Genomic DNA, 15,388 nt, shown 5'->3' on the forward strand with positions numbered 1-15,388 from the left:
CGGATAGTAGTCACATCGATGCGTGACGTTACCCATCGAGGGGTGTCGGCACAACCCCGGGCGGCACGACCCCGTCGGTGACCGGGGCCGGGATCGGCGGGACGGGGACTGCCGGTCGCCACCGGGCCGCCAGGCGGGCGGAGGCGTCCGCGACGGTCGCCGCGATCATCGGAGCCAGGCGGGTCGAACTCATCACCGCCACCTCCTCGGCGACGGTGGTGGTCCCGTCGAGGAACCGCAGCACCCGCTCGGGCGGGTTACGGGCGAAGAGCCGCGCGAAGAAGTCCGGCCCGCCCACCGTCCCGGCGTCCAGGGCGCGCAGGGCCACCGCGTCCATCCACCGGTGCCGGGCCGGGTACGCGTCGGCGGGCACCGGTGGCCGCCCGGCGGCCAGCGCCCGGGCCACCTGGTCGGCCTGGCGGTGCATGGCGGAGAAGGTGAACCCGGTGGAGGGGCGGGTGGCCCCGCCGGCCGTACCGAGCCGGACGACCCGGGGCGAGGGCCGGGCGACGAACGGCCCGTCGGTCATCGGGATCACCCCGTTCTCCACCTCCCGCACCGTCAGCCTCGCCGGGTCCAGGCCGAGCCGGTCGCGGTACCCGGCCAGCGCCCGGTCGTATCCGTCGCCGGTGAGCAGCGAGGGCGAGAACTCGGTGTACTCGACCAGGGCGTACCTGCTGCTGACGGGCAGGACGTAGCCGAAGGACACCCCCCGGGCGGGCTGCGGGGTACGGAAGTCCATCAGGACCGCCCGACCGGGGTCGAAGACCGGCGTACCGCTCTGCACCCACCAGCCCCGGAAGTGCTGCAACCAGAAGGTCCGACCGGCCCGCACCGGAGGGCGGGGCCGGGAGTCGAGGACCCACCGGGCGCGGGCCACCGGCCCCGCCGGACCGCGTACGACCACCCGGTCGCCGTCGTCGTCGAGGGCGGTGACCGGCGCGTGGACCCGGATCACCCCGAGCCGGTCGGCGGCCTCGGCGGCACGGGCGTAGACCGGGGCGGAACGCAGCATCGCGTACCGCAGGGGGGCCAGGTCGAGGACCCGGGACCCGTCCGGGGTGGCGACCTCGACCCGGTCCCACCGGGCGCTGAGCAGCGGGTCGAGGGCGTCGTCAGGGGTGCCCCAGAACGCCCAGGTCCGGTCCTGCCCGCGCCGGTGGACCGGGTCGACGACAGCGATGCGCAGGCCGCGGACCTGGTGCCGGTCCAGGGCGGCGAGGACCAGCGACGCGGCACCCCCACCACCGGCCAGGACGAGGTCGACGTCGACGGGCTCGGTGTTGCTCACCGCCTCACGCTGTCACATCCGCCGGTACGCGGGGCGGCCCAGGGGGGTGGCGCAGGCCGCAAACGGGCCGCAACGGGCACCCGGTCGCAACGGGCCCCGGGTCGCCCAGCCGGGTGACCGTGGTGGACATCGGACGGCAACGAAGATTTCTCATTTTCGCCGGACGGAGGGCCCAACCCGCCTAGTGTTGGTCACACCGGTGCTCGTCACGGAGTTGGCCACCCGAACGACGTCCCACGCACTCAGCGGACGAAAAGTGAGGGAAGACGCGTATGAAGGCGAAGAGACTGACCCTGTCGGCGGCGCTCGGCGTGGGACTCGGCACCCTGCTGCTCCCGGCTGCCGCGCTCGCGGCCACCACGGTGTCCCCGGCGACCACGCCGGTCGGCGGGACGGTGGTCCTGACCACCGACTGCAACCCCAGGACGGGCGACGCCCTGTTCCGGGTGACCGGACCGGACCGGGACCAGAACGTCCGGTCCACCACGGCGGCGGCCGGTGGCGGGTTGAGCGCCGAACTGTTCACCGCCGGATTCACCCTGGGCACCTACACGGTCGCCGCCACCTGCGGCGACGGCAGCGACGCCGGGAGCGCCACGTTCACCGTCACCCCGATCGGCGGTGCACCGGCCGGTGACGGCGGCGTGGGCGGTTCACCGCAGTTGATCGCCGCCGGTGGTGTCCTGGTCGCCGCCGCGACGGGCGGATCACTGCTGATGCTGCGTCGTCGACGCCAGCGGGCCGCCATGGCCTGACCCACGAGCTCCATCCCATCCTGAGACGGGTGCCCGCCCGCCGCACCCGCCCCCGCCGGCACCGGGTACGACCGTCCCGGGCCGCCCCTGCCCCCGCTGCCCCGGTCCGCCCCGGTCCGGGTGACCGTCCCGGCGATCGGGGTACGCGCCGAGGTGGTGCCGGTCGCCGCCGACCCGTCCGGGCAGCTGGAGGTCCCGCCTCTGGACGAGCCCAGGGTGGCCGGGTGGTACCGGTTGGGGGTGAGCCCCGGCGAGACGGGCAACGCGGTGCTGGTGGGGCACGTCGACTCCCGGGAGAGCGGCCCGGCGGTCTTCTTCCACCTCGGTCGACTGCGTCCCGGCGACACCGTCGAGGTCGGACGGGCCGACGGACGGACGGTCCGGTTCGCAGTGGACGGGGTCGCGACGTACCCGAAGGAGCAGTTCCCCACCGCCCTGGTCTACGGCCCCGGGGACACGGCCCGGCTGCGGCTGCTCACCTGCGGCGGGCGCTTCGACACGGGCCGCCGCGACTACCTGGACAACGTGGTCGTCTTCGCCACCCGCGTCGGGTGACCCCGACGATGGTCCGGCGGGCCGGTGGCGCGCCACCCGACCACGGGGCGCGAAGGGCCGACGGAGGACTCTGCGAAGATCGTGTCGTGGCGAGACGTGCACACCGTCGGGCGGCGGCCGACGACACCGACCGACAGTGCCCGTGCGGCACCGGCACGACGTACGCCCGGTGTTGTCGCCCACTGCACCTCGGGGTGACCGACGCCGCCACCGCCGAGGAGTTGATGCGCTCCCGGTTCAGTGCCTTCGCCGTCGGCGACGTCGACTATCTGCTCCGCAGCTGGCACTCCTCGACCCGGCCGACGCGACTGGTCCTCGACCCCGGGCAGCGGTGGCTCCGGTTGGAGATCGTCGGCACCTCCCGGGGCGGCCTGCTCGACAGCACCGGGACGGTCGAGTTCCGCGCCCACCACCGTCGGGCGGGACAGCCGGACACCCTGCACGAGCGCAGCACGTTCGTCCGGGAGGACGGTCGCTGGGTCTATCTCCAGGCGCTGCCCGACTGACCGACCCCGCCACCGCCGTCCGGTCGACCACGGTGGACGGACCGGGCCACCCCCGGTCGACCGTCCTGACGTGCCCGGCCACCCGGACGCGCCCCGCACCCATGACAGATGTCATTTGTTGTCATGCGGCATGCACTTTCTGTTCATGACTAACCGCACTGTGGCCGATCGATCCCGCCGACGAGACTCGGTGTGGTCGGTACGCCACCGGCCGGTCGACGAACAGGAGGTGCGGAGATGGACGAGCGGTACGACAGCTACTGCGCGGCGGACCCCCTGTTCTACGACTCGCTCGGCAGCGGCACGACCCAGCCGGGGTTCCCCACCGCCGACCGTCCGGTCCCGGCCGGGTGGGAACGGGAGGCCACCGGCGACTGGCTGATGTACGCACCGGTCGACGGCGCCCTCCCCCCGCAGGGGTGGAAGATCCACGTCACCGCCCGGCTGGCCGACGCCGACGAGGTGCTCGCCACCGTCTGGGACTACTGCGTCCCCCGTGACCTGGCGTTCAAGTTCCTCCGCGGCCCCCGCACCCTGCTGATGCGCAACTCCAAGTACGCCGCCCGGGGTGCCAGCGGCAAGTTCGTCACCGTCTACCCGCGTGACGAGGCGGAGCTGGAACCGGCCTGCAAGGAACTCGACGCGCTGCTGACCGGCCGGACCGGCCCGTACATCCTCTCCGACCTGCGCTACGGCGCCGGGCCGGTCTACGTGCGGTACGGCGGTTTCGCCGCCCGGTACTGCCGGTCCGACCAGGGCCAGGTGGTGGCCGCCGTCGCCGACGACACCGGCACACTGGTGCCGGACCGGCGCGACCCGGTGTTCCATGTGCCGTCCTGGGTCCGGCTGCCCGACTTCCTCGCCCCCCACCTGGCCGCCCGCAACGCCGCCCGCACCGACGAGCTTCCCTACCGCATCGAACGGGTCATCCACTTCTCCAACGGCGGTGGCCTGTACGTCGGTCGGGACCTGCGCACCGACACCCCGGTGGTGCTCAAGGAGGCCCGCCCGCACGCCGGTCTCGACGCCGACGGCGTCGACGCGGTGGCCCGCCTGGCGCGGGAGGCGGCGAACCTGCGCCGGCTCGCCGACCTGCCCCAGGTGCCCCGGGTGCACGACGAGTTCACCTTCGGCGACCACCACTTCCTGGCCCTGGAGTTCATCGAGGGCCGGTCGCTCAACAAGGTCGTCGTCGAGCGGTACCCGCTGATCGACGCGGACGCCGTCGACGCCGACCGGGCCGCGTACGCCCGCTGGGCACTGTCGGTGCACGAGCAGGTCGAGACGGTCGTCGGCGAGATCCACGCCCGGGGACTGGTCTACGGGGACCTGCACCTGTTCAACGTCATGGTCCGCCCGGACGACACGATCGCCCTCGTCGACTTCGAGGTCGCCGCCCCCGTCGACGGGCACCGTCGGCCCGGGCTGCGCAACCAGGGGTTCGCCGCCCCCCGGGACCGGACCGGACCGGCGGTGGACCGGTACGCCCTGGCCTGCCTGCGGCTGGCGTTGTTCCTGCCGCTGACCCAACTGGTCCGCCTCGACCCGACCAAGGCGGCGCAGCTCGCGGAGGTCGTCGCCGACACCTTCCCGGTGCCGCGTGAGTGGCTCGCCCGCGCCGTCGAGGAGATCACCGGCGCACCCCGTCCCGGTCCCCCGACCGCCGACGCGGCGAGCGCACCTGACGACACCGTCGCGCGCCGACCGGTGACCAGCCGTCGGATGATCGCCGCGATCACCGCCAGCGCCACCCCGGACCGCGACGACAGGCTCTTCCCCGGAGACATCGAACAGTTCCGCAGCGGCGGACTCAACCTCGCCCACGGGGCGGCCGGGGTCCTGCACACCCTGGCCGTGTGCGGCGCGGGTCGGTGGCCGGAGCACGAGGACTGGCTGGTCCGCCGGGCCACCGCCCCGGTCTCCGGCACCCGGCTCGGCTTCTACGACGGGCTGCACGGGGTCGCGTACGCCCTCGACGGGCTGGGACGGCGTGCCGACGCCCTCGACGTCCTGGACATCTGTGAACGTGAACCGTGGCGGGACCTCGACCACAGCCTCTCCGGAGGGCTCGCCGGGATCGGACTGAACCTGCTGCACCTTGCCGACCGCACCGGTGAGTCGACCCTGCGCGAGCAGGCCCTCCAGGTCGCCGCCCGGGTCGTCGACCAGGTCGCCGAGGACCCGGGCGGCGAGATCAGCGGCGGCGGACACCCGTACGCCGGGCTGCTGCGCGGACGCAGCGGGGCCGCGTTGCTGCTGGTGCGCCTCCACGAGACCGACGGCGACGAGTCGTGGCTCGACCACGCCGCCACAGCGCTCCGCCAGGACCTGCGGCGCTGCGTCGTCCGCCCGGACGGGGCGTGGGAGGTCGACGAGGGTTGGCGGACGATGCCGTACCTCGGTGACGGCAGTGTCGGGATCGGCCTGGTGCTCGAACGCTACCTCCGGCACCGAGCAGACGAACGGTTCGCCGAGGCGGCGACGGGCATCCGCAGGGCGGCCCGGTCCCCGTTCTACGCCCAGACCGGCCTGTTCGCCGGGCGGGCCGGGATCATCGCCTACCTCGCCGCGACGACGCCCACCCCGGACCGCAGCGCCGCGCTGGAGGCCCAGGTGAGCCGACTGGCCTGGCACGCGCTGCCCTACGCCGACGGGACCGCCTTCCCCGGCGAGCAGCTGCTGCGGCTGTCGATGGACCTGGCCACCGGCACCGCCGGTGTCCTGCTGGCGGTGACCGCCGCCCACGGGCCGCACCGGGTCGGCCTGCCCTTCCTGACCCCCGGCCCCGAGGCGTCCGTAGGGACGCCCGAGGACCCACCCCGCAGATCCGAGGCGTCCGCTGGGACGCCCGAGGACCCGCCCCGCAACCTCGGGGTGACCAGCCTGACCGACCAGACGGGAAGGAGGTGACACGACATGGCGCTCCTCGACCTGCAGGGTCTGGAGATGGCTCCCGCCGACCGCACCGGCGGTGGCAGCCGCGCGAGCCTGCTGCTCTGCGGCGACAGCTCGCTCTCCGTCACCACCTGCGACTGACCCGCCCGGGAGCACGGTGACCGGTCGCACCCCGGTCAGCGACCCGCATCCCGGCGTCGGCACCACCGGATACGGAAAGGAGGTGACCAGAATGGCGCTCCTCGACCTGCAGGGTCTGGAGATGGCACCCGCCGACCGCACCGGCGGCGGCAGCCAGGCGAGCCTGCTGCTCTGCGGCGACAGCTCGCTCTCCCTCACCACCTGCAACTGATCCCACCGCGCGTGGGCGCCCCGGACGGTGCACCGCATCGTCCGGGGCCACCGCGTCCGACCCGCCCCCGCCAGAGCAGGAGAGGCGATGGACCGACCTGCCCGGCCCGACCACCGGCTGCGCTGGGCGGTCCGCGCCGGTGGCGGCTGGACCGTCGGGTTGGCGGTGGTCGCCCTGACCGGGGCGGTCGCCGAACTGCTGCTACCGGCCGCGCTCGGGCTCGCCGTGGACGCCGCCCTCGACGGCGGCGTCGGCTGGTGGCCGGTGGCCGTCTGTGGGCTGGTGGTCGTCCTGATCGGCACCGACACCCTGGGCGACCTCACCGGCGGGTACGCCACCGCCCGGGCCACCGCCCGGATCCGCTCCCGTCTGCTGCACCACCTGTTCCACCTCGACGTCCGTCAGGTCCGCCGGCACCGGGTCGGCGACCTGGTCGGCCGCCTCGTCGGGCAGGCGGCCGACACCGGCGGGGCGGGGGCCGCAGTGGTGCTGGCGGGGGTGGCCCTGCTTCCCCCGGTGGGCAGTGTCGTCGCGTTGACCCTGATCGAACCGGTGCTGGGACTGACCCTGCTGGCCGGGCTCGCCGTGATGGCGGTGCTGATGCGGGCCTTCGTCACCGACGCCAGCGCCGTCGTCGGGGCGTACCAGCGGACCCTGGGGGTGATCGCCGGTCGGTTGTTGGAGGCCGGGGCGGGGGCCCGTACCGTCGCCGCCGCCGCGACCACCGACCGGGAGACCGACCGGACCCTCGACGGCCTGCCGCAGCTGCGCGGACACGGCCAGGACAGCTGGCGGCTGCTGGCCCGCGCCGCGACCCGGACCGCCACCGTCGCCCCGCTGCTGAACCTGACGGTCGTCGCGGTCGGCGGGTACGCCCTGTCAGCCGCCTGGCTCACCCCCGGCGAACTGGTCGCCGCGGTCCGGTACGCCGCCCTCGGTGCCGGCCTCGGCACCGTCCTGGCCGGGATGAACAGGCTGGTCCGGGCCCGGGCCGGAGCCGGACGGGTGGCCGAGGTCCTCGCCGAGCCGCCTCCCGGAGACGGCGGTGCGGCCCTGCCACCCGGTCGGGGCACCCTCCGCCTGGCGGGAGTGGGGGTACGGGCCGCCGACGGTCGACCGATCCTGCACGGGGTGGACCTGACGGTCGCCGCCGGCACCACCGTCGCCGTGGTGGGACCGTCGGGTGCCGGCAAGTCGACCCTCGCCGCCGTGGCGGGTCGGCTGCACGACCCGGACACCGGTGAGGTGTCGCTCGACGGGGTGCCGCTGCCCCGGCTCGGCCACGAGGCGCTGCGTGCCGCCGTCGGGTACGCCTTCGACCGGCCGGTGCTGGTCGGGGCCACCGTCCACGAGGCGATCGGACTGGCCTTGCCCGCCCCGCTGGCAGTCGCCCCGGACGGTGCCGCACCGGCCAGCGCGCCGGTGCTGAAGGCGGCCCGGGACGCCGCCGTGGCCGACTGCGTCGCCCGACTGCCCGAGGGGTTCCGTACCCGCACCGACGAGGCCCCGTTCTCCGGCGGTGAGGCGCAGCGGCTGGGCCTGGCCAGGGCGTTCTCCGCCGGACGGCTGCTCGTCCTCGACGACGCCACGTCGAGTCTGGACACCGCCACCGAGCACCGGGTCACACAGGCGTTGACCGCCGGGGCGGGCGGGCGTACCCGACTGATCGTCACCCACCGGGCCGCCACCGCGGCGTCGGCGGACGTGGTGGCCTGGCTGGACGGCGGGCGGTTGCGCGGTCTCGGACCGCACCGGCGGCTGTGGGCCGACCCGGCCTACCGGGCGGTGTTCGGCGGCGACGGGGACCGACGGTGAGCGGCCCGGCCGGGGTGGGACGGGAGACGTGGCGGGCGTTGCGCGCCCGCCGCCGCGCCCTCGCCGGGCTGGCCGGCTGGTCGGCGCTGGAGGCGCTCCCGGCGCTGCTCACCGGCTACCTGTTGGCCCGCGCAGTGGATCAGGGCTTCCTCGCCGGTCGGCCGGGCACCGGGGCGGCGTGGCTCGGCGCGGCGGCGGTGGCGGTCCTGGTCGGCGCGGCGGCCACCGGCCGGGTCTACGGTCGCCTCGGCGCGGTGGTCGAACCGTTCCGCGACGAGCTGGTCACCCGGGTGGTGCGGGCGACCCTGGCCACGGCGACCCGGGCCGCCACGCCGCCGGACAGCGCGGCGGTGTCCCGGTTGACCCACCAGGTGGAGGTGGTGCGGGACACCTTCGGCGGGTTGCTGATGGTGGTCCGGGGTTTCCTCTTCGCCGGGGGTACGGCCCTGCTGGGCCTGCTGGCGTTGGCACCGGTGGTGGCGGCCCTGGTCGCGGTCCCGGTCGGCGCCGGCCTCGTCGTGTTCGCGGTGACCCTCCCGGCGATGGTCCGTCACCAGGGCCGGTACGTACGCGCCGGGGAGGCGCTGGGCCGGTCGGCGGCGACCGCCCTGGCCGGACACCGGGACGTCCTGGCCTGCGGGGCCCGCGACCGGGTGGTCGCCGGGGTCCGTCGGGGGGTGGCCGCCCAGGCCGCCGCCGAACGCACCCTGGCCCGGATGACGGCGCTGCGCAGCGTCAGCCTCGGTGTCGGTGGGTGGCTGCCCCTGGCGGTGCTGCTGGTGGCCGCGCCGTGGCTGGTCGAACGGGGGCTCACCGCCGGGGAGGTGCTCGGTGCCCTGGTGTACGTCGGCACCGGCCTCCAACCGGCCCTGCACGCCCTGGTCCAGGGGGTGGGCGGCGGGGGTCTGCGTTACGTGGTGACCCTGGACCGGATCCTGCGCACCAGCGTCGCCCCGGAGTCGACACCGCCCCCACCGCCCGCAGCCCTCGCACCGCCCGCGCCACCCACGGCCCTCGCACCGCCGCCGCCCGTCGCACCGCCGCCCACCGGGTCGGGCCGGTCGGTGTCCACCACGGCCACGCCGCCGGCGGCCGGGATCGCGGCCCGTCTGCACCGGGTGTCCTTCCGCCACGGGGTGGGATCCCGGCCGGTCCTGGTGGACTTCTCGCTCACCCTGCCCGAGGGCGACCACCTGGCCGTGGTCGGACCGAGCGGGGTGGGCAAGTCCACGCTGGCGGCCCTGCTGTCGGGGCTGGTGGATCCGCAGACCGGGACGGTGGAGGTGGCCGGTGCTCCGGTACGGGGCACACCGCCGCCGGTGCTGGCGAGGCGGCGGGTCCTGGTCCCGCAGGAGGCGTACGTCTTCACCGGCACCCTCGCCGAGAACGTGCGCTACCTGCGGCCGGACGCCGACGACGAGGCGGTGCGCGCCGCGCTCCACGCGGTCGGGGCGGCCCCGGTCACCGCCCGGCTGGGCGGGCCGTCCGGCCCGGTCGACCCGGCCCGGCTCTCCGCCGGGGAGCGGCAACTCGTCGCTGCGGCCCGCGCCTGGCTGGCCCCCGCCCCACTGGTGATCCTGGACGAGGCGACCTGCCACCTGGACCCAGCCGTCGAGGCGGTGGTGGAGGCCGCCTTCGCCGACCGCCCCGGGACCCTGGTGGTGGTGGCCCACCGGATCAGTTCCGCGCTGCGGGCCCGCCGGGTGCTGCTGCTCGACGGCGACCGACCGGTGCTCGGCGCGCACACCGACCTGCTGTCGGTGTCACCGACCTACGGTGACCTGGTCGGCCACTGGACCGGTCGGAGTGAGCAGGTAGCGCCCACCGGCGACGGCGTCGATCCGCAGCAGTGCCCCGTCGGCGGCGGGTCGGACCGGGCCGTCCGGGCCGGTCACCATGGCCGTGGGCACGCCCCGCACCACGATCGGGCCGGTCCGCCCGGCGTGCAGGGTGACGGTGGTCGGCCGGTGGTCGGCCCAGACCAGGTCGACCGTCACGTCACCACGGGCGCGCAGCCCGCTGACCGACCCGTGCGGCCAGCAGGCGGGCAGGGCGGGCAGGACGTGGACCGCCCGGTGGTGGCTCTGCACCAGCATCTCCGCCACCCCGGCGGTCGCGCCCAGGTTGCCGTCGATCTGGAAGGGCGGGTGGGTGTCCCAGAGGTTGTCCAGGGTGCTCCCGGCGAGCAGCTCGGCGAGCATCAGGTGGGCGTGGTCGCCGTCACGAAGCCGGGCCCAGAAATTGATCTTCCAGGCCCGACTCCACCCGGTTCCCCCGTCGCCCCGGGCCCGTAGCGCCTTGCGGGCCGCCGCGACCAGCTCCGGGTCCCGGTCCGGGTCGAGGTGGTCGGCCGGGTGCAGCGCGTACAGGTGTGACACGTGTCGGTGGGTGTCGTCGGGGTCGTCGGCGTCGTGCTTCCACTCCTGCAACTGCCCCCAGGACCCCACCCGCAGGCCGGGGTCGAGTCGGTCCAGGGCCGTGTCGAGGGCCGCCGTGAGCTCGTCGTCGGCCCCGACCAGCCGGGCGGCCCGCCGGGCGTTGCCGAACAGGTCCCGCACGATCTGCTGGGACATCGCCGCACCGGCGGTGAACGGGCCGTGCTCCGGCGAGTAGCTGGGGTTGACCACCAGCGTGCCGTCGCGGGGATCGGTGACCAGGACGTCGAGCCAGAACCGGGCCAGCGACCGCAGCAACGGCCAGGCCCGCTCCCGCAGGAAGTCCTCGTCACCGGTGAACAGCCAGTGCTCCCAGTGGTGCCGGGCCAGCCAGGCCCCGGCCTCGGGGAACCAGAACGCGGTGGCCCAGTCGTGTACGCCGGTGTAGCCGTACGGGGTGGTCTCGTTGTGCACCACCCAGCCCGGGGCGTCGTACAGCCGGCGGGCGGTCCGCTCCCCCGGGGCGACCAGCCCCTCGACGTAGTCGAACAGGGGGGTGGCGGTCTCGGTCAGGTTCGTGGTCTCGGCCGGCCAGTAGTTCATCTGGAGGTTGACGTTGACGTGGTAGTCCCCCGCCCACGGTGGAGCCGTCGAGTCGTTCCACACCCCCTGCAGGTTCGCCGGCAGGGAGCCGGCCCGGGAGGAGGCGATCAGCAGGTACCTGCCGTACTGGAAGTGCAGGGCCTCCAGGGCGCGCCGCTGGGCCGGGCCGGCGACCCCGGCGCGGTAGCGGTGCAGCAGCTCGTCGGTGGGCACCTCGGGTGCGGCCTGTCCGATGTGCAGGCGTACCCGGTCGAAGAGTCCACCGTGGTCGGCGAGGTGCCGGGCGCGCAGCTCGGCGTCGCCTCGGGCGACCGCCGCGTCGACCCGGGCACCGACCCCGGGGTGCGGGTCGACGCCCCGGTAGTCCGGGAAGGTCGGCGCGTAGTCGGTGCCGGCGGCCAGGATCAGCAGCACCGTGTCGGCACCCCGGACCGTCACCGTCCCGTCGGGGCCGTCGGTCCGGGTCCCGCCGTCGGCGAGCACCTGGACCTGCGCCTCGTAGCGGAGCCCGTTGTCGGTGAGCCGTCCCGAGCAGGTGATCCGCCCGTCGCGGGCCGACGTCCGCCCGGTGCGGTTGTCGGGGGTGGTGAGCCTGACGACGCAGTCGACCCGGCCGGGGACGTCGGCGGCGAACCGGGCCACGACGACCTGGTCGGGGTGGCTGGCGAAGTACTCCCGGGTGTGCCGCACCCCGGCGCTGGTGTAGCCGACCCCGGCGATCGCGTCGGCGAGGTCGAGCCACCGGCGGTAGTCCTCCACCCCGACCACCGCCAGGCCCTCGACGAGCAGGTCACCGAAGCTCTGGTACGCCCCGAAGCCGGTGCGGGGGCTGCCGAGTTCACCGGCCACCCACTCCGGATCGGCCTGCCCGTCGCTGTCGATGCGCTCGCGTACCCGGGTGAGCGCCCGCGGGCGGTCCCGGTGCCAGTTGCCGCTGTCGTAGCGGCCGTCGGGGAGGTCGGCGGAGCCGGGGCCGCCGGTCCACAGGGTCTTCTCGTTGAACTGGAGGCGCTCGGTGCCGAGCCCGCCGAACACGCACGCGCCCATCGCACCGTTGCCGATCGGCAGCGAACCCGTCTCCCAGTCGGCCGCCGGTGTGGTGTACCAGAGGATCGGAGGGACGACCGGCTCCGTGTCGGCCGTAGCGGATCGGGGAACGCGGTGCTCGCTCATGGGTCTTCCTGGGGCCGGGGCGGGATCGCTTCGTCCGCTGTGGAGCGTACGCCCCCCGCGTCCGGTTCGTGACGTCCCGTTCAGATCCACCCCGCCTCGCGGGCCACCCGCACCGCCTCCACCCGGGTCCGCGCGCCACACTTGCCGACCGCACGGCTGAGATGGTTGCGGACAGTCCCCGGGGACAGGAACAGTGACCCGGCGATCTCGGGGACCGGGTGTCCGGCGGCGGTCATCGCCAGGATCTCGGCTTCCCGGGGGCTCAGCGGCCCGGGCTCGGCCAGCGCGGCGACGACCAGGTCGGCGTCGACCACCGGCTCGCCCCGGGCCAGTCGCCGTACCCCGTCGACGATGGCCTGTGGGGCCACCGCGGTGCCGAGGATCCCGACGGTGCGCCCCCGGGCCAGCAGGTCGCAGGCCTGCCGGGCTCGACGGGGCTCGACCAGCAGGAGGACCGGACATCCGCCGACCGGGGTGGCGTCCGCGTCGAGCAGGGCGACGTCGACGACGGCCACGTCCGGGCGATGCTCACGCAGCCCGGGTTGGACGGGGTCGCCGGAGTCCAGTGCGGCCACCACCCGGATGTCGTGCTGCGCGTCGAGGACGAGGGCCAGCGCGCCACGGACGAGGGTGCCGTCCAGCGCGAGAAGGGTGCGTATCACGGTGGCCTTTCACGGGTACGCGCCGGTGGTGTCGTCACCGACGTCCGAGGGGTCGCACCAGGGTCGTCACCATTGCAGCACGGCCCGGGGCCGACCGCTCGGTGAGCGGAAGTACCGGTGAACGGGCAGGTCACAGCCAGCCGTCCCGTTGGGCTCGACGGATCGCCTCCACGCGGTTGCGGGTTCCGGTCTTGTGCAGGATCGCGGAGAGGTGGTTGCGGACGGTGCCGTGCGCCAGAAAGAGGCGTTCGGCTGTCTCCTTTAGCGGCATCCCTTCCGCGACCATCCGCAACACCTCGAGTTCCCGCCGGGTCAGCGGGCAGGCGGCGGGGCGCAGGGCGGCCACGACGGCGCGCGGGTCGATGACCCGTTCCCCCGCCGCCGACGAACGCACCATCTGGACCAGCTCGTCGATCGGGCCGTCCTTGCCCAGGAAGCCTCGCACCCCGGCGGCGACGGCGGCCCTGAGCAGGGCGGGATTCCATCGGGTGGACAGTGCCAGGACCGCCGCGCCGGACGCCGCCCGCCCCAGGTCGGCGATCTCCGCCACCCCCTGCGGCGAGGTCTCCGGGGGCAGGCCGAGCACCACCACGTCGGGGCAGGCCCGCCCCACCACCTCGGCCAGCCCGGCCACATCGGACGCCTCGGCGACCACCTCGATGTCCGGCTGGCGGGACAACGCGGCGCTGAGCGCTCCCCGCAGCAGCCCCATCCCCTCCACGACGACGACGCGGATGGCCACTGACCCTCCCATCCGGGCGGTCGAGGCGGAGGCCACGGCCCGGGCGCAACACGGCGGGCCGCTGATGATCGACCCAGGGCAAAAAGCCCGCACATCGTATCCGCGTAACATCCTGGTAGCACAGAGTAAACATCCCGACAGGGCGACCTCGGCCCGGCCGTCACCAGCACCGGCGGCCCTCGTCCACCGACCGGCGAGGACCCGGGGAGGGGCGGGTCGGCCGGAGAGCCGGTACCATCCCGGCCCGCAGCGTCCCGTGTCTCCCGTGCGTCCCCGCAGCGCCCCGTGCGTCCTGTGCAGCCCGTGCCGAAGGCGCCCGCCGCCTCCGGCGTCGACCACCGGTGCCCCACACGACGAACGGCGGCGACGGTGCGCGGATCGCACACCGTCGCCGCCGGGTCGGTCAGGTCTCCCGTGCCGCCCGCAGGGGATCAGGAGCCGCCGGGCGGGTCCCCCGCGTCGTCGGCACGTCGGGTGGAGGCGGGGTCGCCGCCGCCGCCCTGCCTCGGGATGAACCGGGTGGCGTCCACGTCGGACCGGGGCAACACCCCGGTGGCCTCCGGGTCGTCGCGGCGGATCACGCCGGTGGCCTCCGGGTCGTCCCGGTGGATGACGCCGGTGGCCTCCGGGTCGTCGGTCGCCGCGGAGCCGGAGGCGGTGATCACGCCGGTGGCCTCCGGGTCGTCGTCGCGTCGGATGACGGTGGTGGCCTCCGGGTCCACCGCCGGCATGACGGTGGTCGACCCGGGGTCGGCGGTACGGATCACACCGGTGGCCTCGGGGTCCTCCCGGTGGATCACCGTGGTCGCCTCGGGGTCCTGGTCGGCGGCGACCGGGAAGGCCGAGGTCGAGGCGCCCCAGAGCGGGTCGCCGGTGGCATCGGCCGGGGCCGGGGTGGGCTCCGACGCCTGCTTGCGCTGCTCCTGGTCGGCCTCCCGCTGGGCCTGGTAGGCGCGGGCGTGCGACACGATGGCCCGCGACTCCTGCTCGACCTGGTTGAGCCAGCCCTCCCACCGGTACTGCATCGGCTTGATCAGCCCGCCGCCGACGCCGACGACGAGGATCCCACCGACGGTGGCGAGGACGGCGACGAGCACCGGCGTGGTGACCGAGGTGGCGATGCCGACCTGGTTCAGGGCGGCGATGACGCCCAGCCCGAGGATGAACCAGGAGGCGACCCGGGCGAGCATCCGACCGTAGGAGAGGCCGTCCAGCGCGCTGGCGACGAGGTCCTTGACCGCGTTGGCGATGGCCGCCGCGACCACGATGATCACGATGGCGACGAACGCCCGGGGCAGCCAGGCGACGACGGAGGCGATCAGGTCGGAGATCGGGTTCGGACCCCAGACCCCGAAGGCGAGATAGAGGGTGAGCAGCAGCACCCCGTAGTAGGCGAGTTTGGCGACGATGTCGCTGGCGTCGAACCGGGACCGGGCGAGCAGGCTGCGGATGCCACCGCGCTCGACGGCACGGTCGAAGCCGACCCGGGCGAGCCCCTTCCCGACCAGCTTGAGCACGGCCTTGGCGAGCAACCAGCCGACGACCAGGATCGCCACGAAGGCCAGTGCCTTCGGCAGGAACAGCAGTACGGCGTGGAACGCATCCCCCACGGCGTCTCCGACGGACATAAAGCAGGCCCCTCCGAACAGGTCGAGCAGACAGTA

General features: G+C 74.8%; 11 protein-coding genes and 2 pseudogenes. 8 read left to right on the top strand and 5 right to left on the bottom strand.

Annotation, left to right across the window (positions count from 1 at the left end):
* Positions 1 to 28 precede the first annotated feature (28 nt).
* Positions 29 to 1,291 (bottom strand): lycopene cyclase family protein, encoded by a 1,263-nt coding sequence (locus WHN02_RS19990; RefSeq protein ID WP_434740229.1) that lies wholly within the window; start codon positions 1,289 to 1,291, stop codon positions 29 to 31.
* 272 nt (positions 1,292 to 1,563) lie between these two features.
* Here WHN02_RS19990 and WHN02_RS19995 point away from each other — a divergent pair, with 272 nt between their 5' ends.
* The 8 genes and pseudogenes from WHN02_RS19995 to WHN02_RS20030 all read left to right on the top strand — a co-directional run.
* On the top strand, positions 1,564 to 2,046 hold the full coding sequence (locus tag WHN02_RS19995; protein WP_350899964.1) for a hypothetical protein: 483 nt from the start codon (positions 1,564 to 1,566) through the stop codon (positions 2,044 to 2,046).
* 120 nt (positions 2,047 to 2,166) lie between these two features.
* Positions 2,167 to 2,601: a class F sortase gene (locus WHN02_RS20000; RefSeq protein WP_434740230.1), complete on the top strand. Its 435-nt coding sequence runs from the start codon at positions 2,167 to 2,169 to the stop codon at positions 2,599 to 2,601.
* Between the two features lie 86 nt (positions 2,602 to 2,687).
* Entirely contained in the window at positions 2,688 to 3,107 is a 420-nt protein-coding gene (locus tag WHN02_RS20005) for a YchJ family protein (protein ID WP_434740231.1), read from the top strand.
* A 237-nt stretch (positions 3,108 to 3,344) separates the two neighbouring features.
* A complete protein-coding gene (lanKC, locus tag WHN02_RS20010) occupies positions 3,345 to 6,017 on the top strand; it encodes a class III lanthionine synthetase LanKC (RefSeq protein WP_434740232.1) in 2,673 nt (890 codons plus the stop codon).
* Between the two features lie 6 nt (positions 6,018 to 6,023).
* On the top strand, positions 6,024 to 6,143 hold the full coding sequence (locus tag WHN02_RS20015) for a SapB/AmfS family lanthipeptide (protein WP_396890562.1): 120 nt from the start codon (positions 6,024 to 6,026) through the stop codon (positions 6,141 to 6,143).
* Between the two features lie 16 nt (positions 6,144 to 6,159).
* Positions 6,160 to 6,354, top strand: a complete 195-nt coding sequence (locus WHN02_RS20020; protein WP_434740233.1) for a SapB/AmfS family lanthipeptide — start codon at positions 6,160 to 6,162, stop codon at positions 6,352 to 6,354.
* A gap of 87 nt (positions 6,355 to 6,441) precedes the next feature.
* On the top strand, positions 6,442 to 8,169 hold the full coding sequence (locus WHN02_RS20025; RefSeq protein ID WP_434740234.1) for an ABC transporter ATP-binding protein: 1,728 nt from the start codon (positions 6,442 to 6,444) through the stop codon (positions 8,167 to 8,169).
* A 716-nt stretch (positions 8,170 to 8,885) separates the two neighbouring features.
* Positions 8,886 to 9,701, top strand: a pseudogene (locus WHN02_RS20030) (ATP-binding cassette domain-containing protein); the annotation flags it as partial.
* Between the two features lie 231 nt (positions 9,702 to 9,932).
* Here the strand turns inward: WHN02_RS20030 and WHN02_RS20035 are convergent.
* From WHN02_RS20035 to WHN02_RS20050, 4 genes and pseudogenes are all read right to left on the bottom strand, one after another.
* Positions 9,933 to 12,320 carry a glycoside hydrolase family 95 protein gene (locus WHN02_RS20035; RefSeq protein ID WP_434740235.1) on the bottom strand — a complete coding sequence of 796 codons (2,388 nt, stop codon included), beginning with the start codon at positions 12,318 to 12,320 and terminating at the stop codon, positions 9,933 to 9,935.
* An 80-nt stretch (positions 12,321 to 12,400) separates the two neighbouring features.
* The gene (locus WHN02_RS20040; protein ID WP_434740236.1) at positions 12,401 to 12,982 is read right to left on the bottom strand and encodes a response regulator transcription factor; all 582 of its coding nucleotides are present in this window, start codon (positions 12,980 to 12,982) and stop codon (positions 12,401 to 12,403) included.
* Between the two features lie 130 nt (positions 12,983 to 13,112).
* Complete coding sequence (locus tag WHN02_RS20045) at positions 13,113 to 13,724, bottom strand: response regulator transcription factor (protein WP_434740237.1); 612 nt, start codon at positions 13,722 to 13,724, stop codon at positions 13,113 to 13,115.
* 917 nt (positions 13,725 to 14,641) lie between these two features.
* Positions 14,642 to 15,352: pseudogene (locus tag WHN02_RS20050) on the bottom strand (mechanosensitive ion channel family protein); the annotation flags it as partial.
* Between the last annotated feature and the right edge of the window lie 36 nt (positions 15,353 to 15,388).

The sequence above is a fragment of the Micromonospora sp. SH-82 genome (assembly GCF_051132485.1).
GTDB lineage: Bacteria > Actinomycetota > Actinomycetes > Mycobacteriales > Micromonosporaceae > Micromonospora.

What these genes read in the sequence shown, in the direction of transcription:
- WHN02_RS20015 (WP_396890562.1), top strand. Translation starts at nt 6,024, where the DNA reads ATGGCGCTCCTCGACCTGCAGGGTCTGGAGATGGCTCCCGCCGACCGC.
- WHN02_RS19995 (WP_350899964.1), top strand. Translation starts at nt 1,564, where the DNA reads ATGAAGGCGAAGAGACTGACCCTGTCGGCGGCGCTCGGCGTGGGACTC.
- WHN02_RS20025 (WP_434740234.1), top strand. Translation starts at nt 6,442, where the DNA reads ATGGACCGACCTGCCCGGCCCGACCACCGGCTGCGCTGGGCGGTCCGC.
- lanKC (WP_434740232.1), top strand. Translation starts at nt 3,345, where the DNA reads ATGGACGAGCGGTACGACAGCTACTGCGCGGCGGACCCCCTGTTCTAC.
- WHN02_RS20035 (WP_434740235.1), bottom strand. Translation starts at nt 12,320, where the DNA reads ATGAGCGAGCACCGCGTTCCCCGATCCGCTACGGCCGACACGGAGCCG.